The 13,244-nt window shown below is 64.6% G+C and carries 18 protein-coding genes; 8 read left to right on the top strand and 10 right to left on the bottom strand.

Features of this window, described 5'->3' with window-relative positions:
• The first annotated feature begins 32 nt into the window (after positions 1-32).
• The 4 genes from TK49_RS16820 to TK49_RS16805 are packed head-to-tail and all read left to right on the top strand — an operon-like array spanning position 33 to position 4,038.
• The gene (locus tag TK49_RS16820) at positions 33-1,070 is read left to right on the top strand and encodes an ABC transporter permease (protein WP_045218274.1); all 1,038 of its coding nucleotides are present in this window, start codon (positions 33-35) and stop codon (positions 1,068-1,070) included.
• Positions 1,064-1,876: an ABC transporter ATP-binding protein gene (locus tag TK49_RS16815; protein ID WP_045218268.1), complete on the top strand. Its 813-nt coding sequence runs from the start codon at positions 1,064-1,066 to the stop codon at positions 1,874-1,876. The genes TK49_RS16820 and TK49_RS16815 overlap by 7 nt, the downstream gene beginning before the upstream one ends.
• A 14-nt stretch (positions 1,877-1,890) precedes the next feature.
• Positions 1,891-3,054 (top strand): c-type cytochrome, encoded by a 1,164-nt coding sequence (locus tag TK49_RS16810; RefSeq protein ID WP_045218262.1) that lies wholly within the window; start codon positions 1,891-1,893, stop codon positions 3,052-3,054.
• A 33-nt stretch (positions 3,055-3,087) separates the two neighbouring features.
• On the top strand, positions 3,088-4,038 hold the full coding sequence (locus TK49_RS16805; protein ID WP_045218260.1) for an ABC transporter substrate-binding protein: 951 nt from the start codon (positions 3,088-3,090) through the stop codon (positions 4,036-4,038).
• On the opposite strand, the gene TK49_RS16800 is transcribed toward TK49_RS16805, so the two are convergent.
• Complete coding sequence (locus TK49_RS16800; RefSeq protein ID WP_045218258.1) at positions 4,035-4,397, bottom strand: hypothetical protein; 363 nt, start codon at positions 4,395-4,397, stop codon at positions 4,035-4,037. The genes TK49_RS16805 and TK49_RS16800 overlap by 4 nt on opposite strands.
• 59 nt (positions 4,398-4,456) lie before the next feature.
• Complete coding sequence (locus tag TK49_RS16795; RefSeq protein WP_045218256.1) at positions 4,457-5,353, bottom strand: LysR family transcriptional regulator; 897 nt, start codon at positions 5,351-5,353, stop codon at positions 4,457-4,459.
• A 115-nt stretch (positions 5,354-5,468) separates the two neighbouring features.
• Between TK49_RS16795 and TK49_RS16790 the strand changes: the two genes are divergently transcribed.
• Complete coding sequence (locus tag TK49_RS16790) at positions 5,469-6,497, top strand: SMP-30/gluconolactonase/LRE family protein (protein WP_045218254.1); 1,029 nt, start codon at positions 5,469-5,471, stop codon at positions 6,495-6,497.
• Here the strand turns inward: TK49_RS16790 and TK49_RS25290 are convergent.
• The 6 genes from TK49_RS25290 to TK49_RS16765 all read right to left on the bottom strand — a co-directional run bounded on the left by TK49_RS25290 (position 6,494) and on the right by TK49_RS16765 (position 9,718).
• Positions 6,494-6,628, bottom strand: coding sequence for a hypothetical protein (locus tag TK49_RS25290; protein WP_476727116.1), 135 nt, complete (start codon positions 6,626-6,628; stop codon positions 6,494-6,496). The genes TK49_RS16790 and TK49_RS25290 overlap by 4 nt on opposite strands.
• Before the next feature lie 63 nt (positions 6,629-6,691).
• Positions 6,692-6,928 (bottom strand): broad-spectrum mercury transporter MerE, encoded by a 237-nt coding sequence (gene merE, locus TK49_RS16785; RefSeq protein ID WP_045218231.1) that lies wholly within the window; start codon positions 6,926-6,928, stop codon positions 6,692-6,694.
• Positions 6,925-7,290 (bottom strand): mercury resistance co-regulator MerD, encoded by a 366-nt coding sequence (merD, locus tag TK49_RS16780; protein ID WP_045218230.1) that lies wholly within the window; start codon positions 7,288-7,290, stop codon positions 6,925-6,927. Before merD ends, merE begins: the two co-directional genes overlap by 4 nt.
• A 17-nt stretch (positions 7,291-7,307) precedes the next feature.
• Positions 7,308-9,005 carry a mercury(II) reductase gene (merA, locus tag TK49_RS16775; protein WP_045218229.1) on the bottom strand — a complete coding sequence of 566 codons (1,698 nt, stop codon included), beginning with the start codon at positions 9,003-9,005 and terminating at the stop codon, positions 7,308-7,310.
• Positions 9,006-9,076: 71 nt separating this feature from the next.
• Complete coding sequence (merP, locus tag TK49_RS16770) at positions 9,077-9,352, bottom strand: mercury resistance system periplasmic binding protein MerP (protein WP_045218228.1); 276 nt, start codon at positions 9,350-9,352, stop codon at positions 9,077-9,079.
• 15 nt (positions 9,353-9,367) lie between these two features.
• Positions 9,368-9,718, bottom strand: a complete 351-nt coding sequence (locus tag TK49_RS16765; protein ID WP_001294660.1) for a mercuric transport protein MerT — start codon at positions 9,716-9,718, stop codon at positions 9,368-9,370.
• 71 nt (positions 9,719-9,789) lie between these two features.
• Here TK49_RS16765 and merR point away from each other — a divergent pair, with 71 nt between their 5' ends.
• Entirely contained in the window at positions 9,790-10,224 is a 435-nt protein-coding gene (gene merR / locus TK49_RS16760; RefSeq protein ID WP_045218251.1) for an Hg(II)-responsive transcriptional regulator, read from the top strand.
• A gap of 130 nt (positions 10,225-10,354) precedes the next feature.
• Positions 10,355-11,257, top strand: a complete 903-nt coding sequence (locus TK49_RS16755; RefSeq protein ID WP_012755716.1) for a LysR family transcriptional regulator — start codon at positions 10,355-10,357, stop codon at positions 11,255-11,257.
• Positions 11,258-11,309: 52 nt separating this feature from the next.
• Here TK49_RS16755 and TK49_RS16750 read toward each other — a convergent pair whose 3' ends face one another.
• Complete coding sequence (locus tag TK49_RS16750) at positions 11,310-11,717, bottom strand: hypothetical protein (protein ID WP_012755715.1); 408 nt, start codon at positions 11,715-11,717, stop codon at positions 11,310-11,312.
• Between the two features lie 376 nt (positions 11,718-12,093).
• Here TK49_RS16750 and TK49_RS16745 point away from each other — a divergent pair, with 376 nt between their 5' ends.
• The gene (locus tag TK49_RS16745) at positions 12,094-12,576 is read left to right on the top strand and encodes a cupredoxin domain-containing protein (RefSeq protein ID WP_012755714.1); all 483 of its coding nucleotides are present in this window, start codon (positions 12,094-12,096) and stop codon (positions 12,574-12,576) included.
• A gap of 150 nt (positions 12,577-12,726) precedes the next feature.
• On the opposite strand, the gene TK49_RS16740 is transcribed toward TK49_RS16745, so the two are convergent.
• A complete protein-coding gene (locus tag TK49_RS16740) occupies positions 12,727-13,071 on the bottom strand; it encodes a CzcE family metal-binding protein (protein WP_021197777.1) in 345 nt (114 codons plus the stop codon).
• Positions 13,072-13,244 lie beyond the last annotated feature (173 nt).

The raw sequence follows: 13,244 nt of genomic DNA, 5'->3' as shown, positions 1-13,244 counted from the left end.
GCCGGCCCTGCGCACATGAGGAGCACATCGACATGAGCACGATCCCCCAAACCTTGGAGGCACCGGGCGCGCTGGCCCATCCGCTGGCGGGCGCCGCAGCCGGCGGCCGTGTCTGGCGCACGGGCGTGGCGGCGGCCATCGCGTGGGCGGCATTCGGGCTGGTGACGTGGCGCTGGCCAAACCACGTGGTGGGCTTCAGCGATTGGGCGTTCACGACCGAGCTTGGCATGACGGCGCTGGCGGCCGGCATTGCGCTGCTCGTGCTTGCGGTGGCCGGGGCGTATGTCGTGCCGCTGCGCGCCGTGCAGGAGGCAGTGCAGCCGGCGGGTCCATGGCTGGTTGCGGTGGCCGCTGTGCTGGCATTGTGGGAGGCGTTGACGGCCAAGTCGGGCGTGTTGCCCACGCCGTTCTTCGCGCCGCCCCAGGCGCTGATCGAGGTCTATACCGAAGACTGGCCGCGCCTGGGCAGCAGCGTGGTCAACACGCTCAAGCTGCTGGGCATCGGCTACTTCCTCGGCGCACTCACGGGCTTCCTGGTGGGCGTGTCGATCGGATGGTCGCGTGCCGTGGGCTACTGGGTGCATCCGGTCTTGCGCGTTCTGGGGCCGCTGCCTGCCACGGCGCTGCTGCCGATCACGTTCTACTTCTTTCCGTCGAGCTATTCGGCGGCGGCGTTCCTCATTGCGCTGGCGTCGGGCTTTCCCGTGGCGGTGCTGACGTGGTCGGGCGTGGCGGGCGTGGGCAAGCGGTATTACGACGTCGCGCGCACGCTGGGGGCATCCAACGCCTTCCTGGTGCTGCGCGTGGCGATTCCGGCGGCGCTGCCGCAGGTGTTCGTGGGCCTGTTCATGGGCCTGGGTGCGTCGTTCACCGTGCTGGTGACCGCCGAGATGATGGGCGTGAAATCGGGCCTGGGCTGGTACCTGACGTGGGCACAGGGCTGGGCCTCGTACGTGAACATGTATGCCGCACTGATCGTCATGGCGCTGCTCTTCTCGAGCATCATCACGCTGCTGTTCAAGGTGCGGGACCGCGCCCTGGTCTGGCAGCAGGGGACGCTGAAATGGTAGCCGTGCTCGAACGCGAGGCGACGATCGAGGCGCCGGTGCCATCGTCGAAGAACGGGGCGCGGATCGACGTGCAGGACGTGAGCCACTGGTTCGGCAGCCAGGCCAATCCGTTGCAGGTGCTCGACAACGTGAGCCTGACCGTGCAGCCCGGCGAGTTCGTCGCGCTGCTCGGGCCGAGCGGTTGCGGCAAGTCGACGCTGCTGCGGCTGATTGCCGGGCTGGAGCCGCCCACGCGCGGCCGCATCCTGCAGGACGATGTGCCGATCACCGCGCCGGACCCATCGCGCATCGTCGTCTTCCAGGATCCGACGCTGTACCCGTGGCGGCGCGTGTGGGACAACGTGGCCCTCGGGTTGCAGGCGCGCGGCGTGCTCAAGGCCGAGCGCGACCGCGTGGACGATGCGCTCGAGCGCGTTGGCCTCGGCGGCTTCCACCGCGCGTTTCCGCACGAGCTGTCGGGCGGCATGGCGCAGCGTGTGGCGCTGGCCCGTGCGCTCGTCAACGATCCGCAGCTGCTGGTGTTGGATGAGCCGCTGGGCAAGCTGGACTCGCTCACGCGGCTGGCCATGCAGAGCGAGCTCGTGTCGCTCTGGCAGCGCGCGCGGTTTTCGACGGTGCTGGTCACGCACGATGTGGAAGAGGCGCTGTTCCTGGCGCAGCGCGTCGTCATCTTCAGCCCGCGCCCGGCGCGCATCGCGGCGGAGCTGACGGTCGACCTGCCGTATCCGCGCCACCGTGGCGATCCGAGGCTCGGCGCATTGCGGCATGAGGCGCTCCGCCATCTCGGGCTGGCCGAGAGCTGGTAGATGACCGAAGCATCATGAGCGGCCCGCCGCCAACGGTGTGGCTCAACGCGCTGCTCGTCTTCCTGCAATGGGCGCAGCACAGTGTGCTCACCGTCTGGCGCGCGTTGGGACTGACAGGCGACGTGCATGGCCAGCCCGCGTGGCCCTGGGCCGTCCGCATTGCCGGCGAGACGTTGCTGATCGACCTCGGGCAGGCACGGCAACTCGGGCTCACGCTGATCGTTGTGGTACTTGCCTTGTTGGCTGTGTGCACGGCCTTGCTCGTGCGTCGCTGGCGCGCGGTGTCGTTTGGTGTGGCGGCGGGCTTGCTCGTGGTGGCGCCCTGGCCCTCGGCGGTGGTGTTTTCGGCCGCCGTGCCGACGAGCTTCCATGTGAGCCCGACCGCGTTCTCGCTGGCGTCGATCACGCAGGGCGCACACGTCTACCACGCCGCATGCGCAAGCTGCCACGGCACAGACGGCCGCGGCGAAGGGCCGCTGGCCGCCACGCTCACACGCTGGCCGCCCACGGTCGTGGGCCCGCTCCTCGGTCGCCGTGCCGATGGCGAGCTGTTCTGGCATATCGCGCACGGCATGCACGATGCGCACGGCAACGCCACCATGCCGGCCTTTGCCAATCGACTGAGCGACGCAGACCTCTGGGCCGCGCTCGACTACATGAACGTGCTGGCTGCCAGCGGCGGCGTGCGTGCCGGCGGATGGCCGGTGCCGGTGGCGATTCCCGCGCTGCCCGTACGTTGCGGCGACGCGCCGCCCACGCCGCTGGCTGCATGGCGCAACGGCCAGCGCGTGCGCGTGGTGGCCGTCGACACGGCGGACCGGATTCCCCTGGAAGACCCGCGCTTCCAGACGCTCCTCGTCACGCCAGACGGCAAGCTTCCCGCGCCGGTGCGTCCGTTCCAGGTGCGCTGCGTGGCGGCGAGCCCCGAGGCGTGGCCGGTCTTCGCCGCCATTGCCGGCACCGCGCCGCAGGCGTTTGCCGGCACGCAACTGCTGGCCGATCGCGACGGCTGGCTGCGTGCGCGCGGGCAGCCTGGCACCGCGTGGTCCGATGCGGATTTCCTGTGCACCTCCACCCACCGTGAAACCGTCGGATCGCCCACCGGCGGCCTCGACGCCCTGATCGCCCGCATGGATGCCGAACCCGTGCGCTACGTGAAGGGCGGCTTCATTCATTGATTGACCCACACATCAGACCGACAGGCCATCGACATGTCCACTTCCCGACGACGTTTGCTCCAATCCGGCCTGGCGCTGGCCGCCGCGCCTGCGCTGTCCTTCGCGCAATCGCTGCAGTCACGCCCCGTCCTCAAGGCCGGCGACCAGAAAGGCGGCCTGCGTGCGCTGCTTGAGGCCGCAGATGCGCTCAAGGGCGTGCCGTACGAGATCCAGTGGACGGAGTTTCCGGCTGCGGCACCGCTGGCCGAAGCGCTCAATGCCGGGGCCGTGGACCTGGGGCCGATCGGCGATGCACCGGCCATCTTTGCGCTGGCCGCCGGCACGCGCATCAAGCTGATCGGCGCCAACCGGTCGGACCCATACGGCACCGCCGTGCTCGTGCGGCCCGATTCCGCGCTGAAGACGGCGGCTGATCTGAAGGGCAAATCAATCGGCACCAATCGCGGGTCGATCGGGCATTTCGTGGCGCTCAAGGCGCTGGAATCTGCCGGGCTGGGGCCGGACGACGCCAACTTCCGTTTTCTGCCGCCCGCCGATGCCAAGCTGGCGCTCGTCAACGGTTCGATCGATGCGTGGTCGACCTGGGAGCCCTACACGGCGATGGCCGAGACCGCCCGCCACGCGCGCGTGCTGGTGAGCGGGCGGGGGCTGTGGTCGGGCCTGAGCTACCTGGCCGCCACCGACGCGGCGCTGGCTGCCAAGCGCGAGGTGCTGCGCGATTTCCTGCAGCGTGTGGTACGTGCGCAGGCGTGGTCGTACCAGCATGTCGACAGCTTCTCGGCCACGCTGGCGCGCATCATCGGTATTGCCCCGGAGGCCGCACGGCTGCAGTTTGCGCGGCGTCAGACGGTGTGGCGCCCCATCGATGCATCGATCATTGCCGAGCAGCAGCGCACGGCCGATTTCTACGTCAAGGTCGGGCTGCTCAAACAGCGGCTGGACGTGGCGTCCACGTTTGACGCGGGGTTTCCGCTGACGGCCTAGCGTGCGCTGCCCGAGTGCGATTCTGCGCTCGGTCGCGACCCGCCATGCGGCCCGGTGGAGCCTGGGGCCTCTGCCACCGCCTTGGGCAGTTCGGTGGTCGATGTCACGGCATCGGGAGCCTGGTTGCCGCTCTTGCCGAAGCGGGCCGCCAGGCGGTCCTGTACCTCGGTCAGCTTGGCCTGTTCCTGGGCTTTCTGGGCGCGTTCGGTCTCGGCCTGCTGCGCTGCGGCCGCCTGCTCGACAGGGGACGGCGGCGGCAGCTTGCCCTGCGCGGGGTGAGACAGCACGGCTGCAAGCCCGGCCGTCAGGGCGAGCGCCCACAAGGTTGGGCGTCGAAGAGAAAGGGATGCGTCAATCATGGCGTCTCCACACGAGTGGGAATCGCCATCGGGTGCAGCAAGCGCAGTGCCGCGTGAGCTCAGCGCCGCTCAGACAGCGCCGCGTGCAGCACGCCCTTGAGCAGGTTGAACACCGGGTTGTCGTTGTCCTTGCGATAGGCCATCCACAGTTCGACGGGCTTGGCGGGCGTGGTGCGGACGGGGCGATAGACCACGCCTTCGAAATGCAGCATCGAGGCGGCGGCGGGGATGAGCGCCACGCCAATGCCCGCACGCACCAGCGCCAGCATCGAATGGATCTGGCTGACGTACTCGACGATGTCGGGCAGCACCTCCGCGCGTTCGAACAGGCCGCTCACCATCTGGTGGAAATAGCGCGCCTCGTACGGTGAATACATCAGCAGCGGCTGGCCCTCGCAATCGCGCAGGCTGGGGCGCTGCGGCCATCGGTCGGCCACGGCTTCCGGCAGTGCAATGACCAGCGCTTCCTGCGAGCACGGCGTCGCAACCAGCTCGCCATGCTCCACCGGCGGGCGCAGCAGGCCCACGTCGATTTCCCGCGCATCGAGCGCGGCCAGCTGCGCGCCGCTCACCATTTCCTTCAGCGTCAATCGCACGCCGGGCGAAGCGGCCCGCACCGCGCTGACCAGCGACGGCAGCTTTCCATACCCTACCGATGCCGTGAAACCGATCGCCAGTGCGCCTGCGGCCCCCGTGGCCACGCGCCGTGCCGTGGCTGCCGCTTCGTCTGCCAGGCGCAGGATGCGCGACGCATCCGGCAGAAAGCTGCGCCCGGCCGCCGTCAGCTTGACCGAGCGGCTGTTGCGCTCGAGCAGCTCGGTGCCGACCTGGTGTTCGAGCAGGCGCACCTGGCGTGAGAGCGGCGGCTGCGTCATGTGCAGGCGCTCCGCCGCGCGCCCGAAGTGCAGTTCTTCGGCCACGGCGACGAAGCAGCGGAGTTGGCTCAGTTCAAACATCGATTCAAAACGGGTATGGATTGAGTCAGACCTTATCTTGAAGCGGAAAGATTGGCGGTGCAAGAATCGGCTCGCCCTTGGAACAGGAGGGCTGACGACAACTCTGGAGACAAGCATGTCCATGGAAAGCACGGAAGTCGGTCGCCGCACGTTTCTCAAACGCATGGCGGGCGCGGGCCTGGCGGCGGCCAGCGGCCTGGCGGCTGCGCAGAAGATCGAAGGCTTCAAGCCGAACGCGCGCTACCCCGATGTGGCGGTCGAGGTGCTGGATCCGAGCTTCCTCAAGTACCGGCTCTACAGCAGCTCGGTCGAGCAGCTCGCCACGGGCATGCGCTGGGCCGAAGGGCCGGTGTACTTTCCGGCCGGCCGCTACCTGCTGGTGAGCGACATCCCGAACAACAGGATCATGAAGTACGACGAGACGAACGGCGCGTTCAGCGTGTTCCGCGAGCCGTCGAACTACGCCAACGGCAATACGCGCGACCGGCAGGGGCGGCTCGTCACTTGCGAGCACTCCGTCACGCGCCGCGTCACCCGCACCGAGCACGACGGCCGCATCACCGTGCTGGCGGACCAGTACCAGGGCAAGCGCCTGAACGCGCCGAACGACGTGGTGGTCAAGTCCGATGACAGCGTGTGGTTCACCGACCCGACGTTCGGCATCAACGGCAACTGGGAGGGCTTCAAGGCCCAGCCCGAACAGGCCACCACCAACGTCTATCGCATCGACCCGAACGGCAGCATTCGCGCGGTCATCACGGACCTCGTCAACCCGAACGGCCTCGCGTTCTCTCCGGACGAGAAGAAGCTGTACGTCGTGGAGTGGAAGGGCACGCCGTCGCGCAGCATCTGGAGCTACGACATCGCGCCCGACGGCACGGCCAGCAACAAGACCAAGCTCATCGATGCCAACGGCCCCGGCGCGCTGGACGGCTTTCGTGTCGACAAGGACGGCAACCTGTGGTGCGGCTGGGGCTCCGATGGGCGCGTGGGCGTGAACTCGGCCGATCACGACGGCGTGAAGGTCTTCAACGCGCACGGCAAGCCGATCGGCTTCATCCACCTGCCCGAGCGCTGCCCCAACCTGACCTTCGGCGGCCCCAAGAAGGGGTCGCCTCAGAAAACGGAAAATAAAGCACGCTAAGCCGGTTGCAACGGTCGTAGCGGCCTGAACTTGAAGGTCAGGCTTTCCTTGACGAACTCGATGCGCACGCCGCGCTTGGTCAGCTTTTGTACGAGGCGGCGCAAGTCATCGAGGTTGGTAGTGCAGCTCAAGCTGCCCGCGCTCGACCGCCTGCGCCAGTTGCGCCACTGTCCATTCAATTGGCTGGGAAGCGCTCATGATCGACCTCTGAAGGCCCGCAGCAGCCGCGTCACAGACAGGACAAACAAGCCGGTCAGCGTGAGGGCTGCAATACCCCAGTGCTCGCCGATGAACGCGCCGGCCGTCGTGCCGGCCAGCACAATGGCGAGAATCGGCAAATGACAGGGACAGGTGAGCACCGCCAGCGCACCCCACAGGTAGCCGGTGAACGGCTTGTGTGTCTCGGTCGGCAAGCGCTCGGGGTTGTTCATGGCAGACTCTCCGCGTGCTGTGCCGGCTCGGTCGGCAGGGTGGCCAACTGCACTTCCAGATCGGCCAACGCTTCGCGCCGACGCTCGACGAACTGACGCAGCAGGGCAAGCTGCGCGGCCGCTTCGTCGCCGTCCGCCGCATCCAGCGCCCGGCACAGCCGCGCCAGCGCGTCGAGGCCGATGCCCGCCTCGAAGGCCGCCCGCACGAAGCACAGCCGTTGCAAGGCGGGGTCATCGAACAAGCCGTAGCCGCCTGGTGTGCACGCCACCGGGCGCAGCAATCCGCGCAGCAGGTAGTCGCGCACGATATGCACGCTCACCCCGGCATCAAGAGCCAGCCGGGACACCGTGTAGGCGTTCATTGAACACCTCCTTTTTCTCACCCGGCGCAGCAGGAAAGCTGCTTCACATCCTTGTTGAAGGTCTGCGCCGCGAGCTTCAACCCCTCGACCATCGTCAGGTAGGGGAACAACTGGTCGGCCAGTTCCTGCACCGTCATGCGGTTGCGAATGGCCAGAGCCGCCGTCTGGATCAGTTCACCCGCTTCCGGCGCGACCGCCTGTACGCCGATCAGCCGATGGCTGCCTTCCTCGATAACCAACTTGATGAAGCCGCGTGTGTCGAAGTTGGCGAGCGCACGCGGCACGTTGTCCAAGGTCAAGGTGCGGCTGTCGGTCTCGATCCCGTCGTGGTGGGCTTCCGCCTCGCTGTAGCCCACGGTCGCCACTTGCGGATCGGTGAACACCACGGCCGGCATTGCGGTCAGGTCGAGCGCCGCATCGCCGCCGGTCATGTTGATCGCGGCACGGGTGCCGGCCGCTGCCGCCACATAGACGAACTGCGGCTGGTCGGTGCAGTCGCCGGCCGCGTAGATGTTCGGGTTGCTCGTGCGCATGCCTTGGTCGATGACGATGGCACCTTGCGCATTGACAGTGACCCCCGCTGCGTCCAGCGCGAGGCTGCGCGTGTTCGGTGTCCGACCGGTGGCAACCAGCAGTTTGTCGGCGCGCAATTCACCGTGCGCCGTGGTGAGCACGAATTCGCCGTCCCCTTCACCATTGATATAGGCGACCTGGCTGGCTTGCGTGTGCTCCAGCACCTCGATGCCCTCGGCACGGAAAGCGGCTGTCACCGCCTCGCCGATGGCCGGGTCTTCACGGAAGAACAAGGTATTGCGCGCCAGGACCGTGACCTTGCTGCCCAGCCGGGCAAAGGCTTGCGCCAGCTCCAGCGCCACCACCGACGAGCCGATTACGGCAAGGCGTTCGGGAATGGTGTCGCTCGCCAGGGCCTCGGTGGAAGTCCAGTAGGGTGACTCTTTCAAGCCCGGAATCGGCGGGACCGCCGGGCTGGCACCCGTGGCGACCAGGCAGCGGTCGAACATCACGACGCGCTCGCCACCCTCGTTCAAACGGACGGTAAGGCTCTGGTCGTCCTTGAAGCGCGCCTCACCGTGCACAACGGTGATGGCTGAATTGCCGTCCAGGATGCCTTCGTACTTGGCATGACGGAGTTCTTCGACACGGGCCTGCTGCTGGGCCAGCAGCCGCTCGCGCAAGATCGTCGGCGGTGTGGGTGGCATGCCGCCGTCGAATGGGCTTTCCCGGCGCAGATGGGCGATGTGGGCGGCGCGGATCATGATCTTGGACGGCACACAACCGACGTTGACGCAGGTGCCGCCGATGGTGCCGCGCTCAATCAGCGTGACCTGCGCGCCTTGCTCGACGGCCTTCAGTGCTGCCGCCATCGCGGCTCCACCGCTGCCGATCACGGCGACTTGCAACGGGCGCTCGCCGCCGCTGCCCTTGTCGGCGGCACCCATCCAGCCGCGCACCTTGTCGAACAGCCCAGTGCGGTTGTCGGTCGGCGGGGCATCGGCGAGCATCGCTTTGTAGCCCAGGCCAGCCACGGCGGCAGTCAGCGCGTCCGGTGACGTGCCCGGCAGAGTGGCGAGTTGCGCTGTGCCCTTCGGATAGGACACCAACGCCGACTGCACGCCGGGCACTTTCTCCAGCGCGTCCTTGACGTGCGCCGCGCACGAGTCGCAGGTCATACCGGTGATTTTTAGATGGGTCATGCGACAAATCCTTTATCGTTTGTGGCGCCAGCCAATGGCGTCAGATGTGCTGCGGTGCCGTTTTCAGTGACTTACTGCTTGACGCTGGACGGATAGCCCGCGTCTCCGGTTGCCTTGGTCAGCTTCTGCACGCTGGTCTTGGCATCATCAAAGGTGACAACCGCTTCGCGTGGCTCGAAGGTCACGTCAACTTTGCTGACGCCTTCGACCTTGGAAATCGCCTTTTTGACGGTGATCGGGCAGGTGGAGCAGGTCATGCCCGGTACGGACAGCGTGACGGTCTGGGTGGCGGCCCACACGGGGGCAACAACGGCAGCGATGGCGAGAGAGGCAAACAGTTTTTTCATGATGAACTCCTGTGATTAATAGAAAAATGGCATGACGTAGGGAAATCCGAGCGCGACCAGGACCAGCGCGGCCACGATCCAGAAAATGAGCTTGTAAGTAGCTCGCACTTGGGGAATCGCGCAGACCTCACCCGGTTTGCAGGCTTGCGCCGGGCGGTAGATGCGCCGCCAGGCGAAAAACAGCGCGACCAGCGCTGCGCCGATGAAGATCGGGCGATAGGGTTCCAGCACCGTCAGGTTGCCGATCCATGCCCCGCTGAACCCCAAGGCGATCAAAACCAGCGGCCCCAGGCAGCAGGCCGACGCAAGAATGGCGGCCAGCCCACCGGCGAAGAGCGCGCCGCGCCCGTTTTGTGGTTCAGACATACGCTTGTCCTTTCAAATCTGGATTGGATAGCTTAAGCTTACTTCCGTACCAATGTACGGAGTCAAGCGATATGGAAAAAAATTTGGAGAATCTGACTATTGGCGTTTTCGCCAAGGCGGCCGGGGTCAACGTGGAAACAATCCGGTTCTATCAGCGCAAGGGCTTGTTGCCGGAGCCGGACAAGCCCTATGGCAGCATCCGCCGCTATGGCGAGGCGGATGTGATGCGGGTGCGCTTCGTGAAATCAGCCCAGCGGCTCGGATTCAGCCTCGACGAGATCGCAGAGCTGCTGAGGCTGGATGACGGCACCCACTGCGAGGAAGCCAGCAGCCTGGCCGAGCACAAGCTCAAGGACGTGCGCGAAAAAATGACCGACCTGGCGCGCATGGAAACCGTGCTATCCGAACTTGTGTTCGCCTGCCATGCGCGGCAAGGGAACGTTTCTTGCCCGCTGATTGCTTCGCTGCAAGGGGAGAAAGAGCCGCGTGGTGCCGACGCGGTGTAGCCGAGGGTAGTTACGCCTTAGCGTGCTTTATTTTCCGTTTTCTGAGACGACCCCCTGATGACTGGCGAGTATCCTGCACTCGGTCTATTCTTTCCAATGCCAAGTTGACTCAAGTCAATTCAAAATCGATATGAACCACAGACAGATAGAGGCGTTCCGCGCGATCATGTTGACGGGCACGACTGCCCGCGCGGCTCAGTACATGCATACCTCGCAACCCGCGGTCAGCCGGTTGCTCGCCCAGCTCGAAGCAAGCCTGCAGATGCGCTTGTTTGAGCGAGAGCGTTCGCGGTTGCGAGCGACGCCGGAAGCGAAGCTGTGGTTTGCGGAAATTGAGCGTGCCTATGCCGGCCTGGATCATCTGCAGCAGTACGCGACTCAACTGCGCTCTGGATCAGGCGGAAGCATTGCCGTGGCTTGTTTGCCTGCTCTCGGCCTGGGTCTGATGCCAAGAATCATTGCCGCCTTGCGCAAGGACTTTCCTGATGTGCTGGTCCGATTCGAGATTGGCAGCTCCGTGCAGGTGCGTGATCAGGTCGCGCGAGGCCAGTGCGATATCGGCTTCGCCGCTGATGAGGTCGAACTCGAAGGATTGACCGCCACACCCATCGTGACAACCAACGCGGTGGTCGCGATGCCGGTCAACCATCCATTGGCACGCCAACGACGCGTGAAGCTCTCCGATCTATGCGATCACCCGTTCATCGCCCTGTCACGCCGGGATACGACGCGCCGTCAACTCGACGAGTTGCTGGCAGTGGACGGACGGACGTTGCGCTTGGCCTGCGAGACCCCCTACTCGATCACCGTCGCGTCGCTGGCGAAGAATGGCGTCGGCATTGGCCTTGTGAACCCGCTCGCATTGAGCGAGCTGGACGCGCGAGGCGCGGCGTTTCGCCCCTTGGACAAGAAGATCCGTTTCCGGACGCTGGCGTTGCAGGCGGCCAGTGTGCCTCTTTCGCTACCGGCACAGGCGTTTATGGCGCACGCTAGACGTATTCTCGCGGCGGCGGCAAAGGAGGCAGGCTCTTGAGGATTCACCCGGCCCAACTCGGACTGACGACGCTACCCCGTGAGCGCGCAGCCTATGGAGTAGTTGCGGATGCGGGAACAGCCGCTTGGTTGCAATCCTGGAGATTTATGTAGACGCGCGCGCCTTCGTGCAGCCCACCCCCTTGCGGCAGCGGCACGATGACATGGCGTTGGTGTGGTCCGCTGTAAAGAAACTTGCCGTGGGTCGGCCCAAAGATGAACTGCACATAGGCAAAGCGTGCCGTGCTGCTCTGGTCTGCAAGCGAGCACATTGCCTCCACAGGGGCCATGTCGGCGAGCGTGCCGGTTCTTACGATCACGCCTAGCCGCCAGCCTTCGGCGTACTCATATTTGCCTTCGTAAGCAGTTGTGCAGCCACTGACCATCGCCGCCAGTGCCAGCGCGCTGCACGCCCGCAAAACGTACCCGCCTTCAGTAATCACGGGATATCTGATTGACATTACGCGCTCCGCTTCAGCTCATCACCGACGATCAAGCTTGAAGACCGGGATCTGCACGCCTAGCCGCCCCGTCCGAAAGAAAGCTTGGTCTTCGCTGTGCCCCCTCTTTCTCGAGCGGATTTTCTCCCAGCGCAACTGGCGAGCTTCAACCAGCACGCGTCTCATTGCAATTGATGTTGCCCCTGCTGATGGGTAACTGCCGATCGACGGGCGAGTGTTCCAAGATCTATCATTGATGCCACGGGCCGAGTTTTTGTCGCCAAGCCAACGCGATTCGGTAGAGGCGGGCCCCGTTTTGGCGAACGGCTTCCGCCCACCCCGCGGCAACGTCGAGCCGCACCAAGTATTTCAACCGCTTTCCAAAAGGGAGAGGCTCATGAACAGGTTTTCTCGCTCCATCCTAGCACTGAGTTTTGCGCCCCTAGCCGCCTTTGGTGCGGCGAATCAACTCGAAGGTCTCGGTTCCAATTCCAGCGAACCCGCGCCGAAGGCAGGCCAGCCTGGAGATCCTCAAAAGGTGACGCGTACCATCAATGTGACTATGAGCGATGACATGCGTTTCCAACCGACCACGCTCACCGTCAAAGTGGGGGAGACTGTGCGCTTCGTTGTCGAGAACATTGGCAAAGTACACCATGAACTGGTGATCGGCACCGCTGCCGACTTAAAGGAGCATGCCGAGATGATGCGCAAGATGCCGGAGATGAGCCACCACACTATTGGAAAGCATCTCGCGCTCGAGCCTGGCCAACAAGGAGCACTCATTTGGCGATTCGATGAACCCGGCATGGTTGATTTTGCTTGCCTTGTACCAGGGCATTACGAAGCCGGAATGATCGGAAAGATTGTGGTCAAGTAGGGGAAAGCGACAACATTCGATACTCGTCAATCGAGGTCTCGCTCTCGTCAAGCTAAAATCGGCATGTCATCCCAAGAATGTGAACCACATGAAGCGGAGGTTGTAGCCGCGCGCCATCTTGCGGCGCTTCGCCTTTCCCATCGCGACCGATTATCCTGCCCTGTAAAGATTGCTCCGCTCAATAAAAATCGCGATGCCCTTTGCCTCAGGAATATCAGGAAAGATCGAGCCCATATCGATTGGTTGGCCACCTCCGATTGTTGGGGCCGTGAACATCCAGCCAATTTCCTTTTCCCCAATCCGGAAAGCAACTGTTTCACCAGTGTACACATGCACGTATCTGATGCGTGGAGTCAAAATAATTGTTCGGCTCGCATGTGCAATTGCGACTGGATGCCCAAACTGCGCTGGCGTCGTAGCGACGGATGTACACCCAGACGCGAAACCTAGCAGCAAGAGCATGAGGGCGCTTTGGAGGGCCCGCATGAGGTTCATGACGTGCTCCGCACAAATGCTGAGAATGCATCCATGCTGCTAAATTCTACGTTGTAGACGACGACAGCACCCTGTCGCTGCGATTACAGTTTTGTTAACAAGCACTGCGTTTGTCGCAATCCTGGCACCTTTTTTTCGTGGATGGCACGCGGAGATTGGCGGTGAATAGGTCG

This window comes from Ralstonia mannitolilytica (genome assembly GCF_000954135.1).
GTDB lineage: Bacteria > Pseudomonadota > Gammaproteobacteria > Burkholderiales > Burkholderiaceae > Ralstonia > Ralstonia mannitolilytica.
Note: the sequence above shows the minus strand (reverse complement) of the source record. Positions and strands in the feature narration are given on the sequence as shown.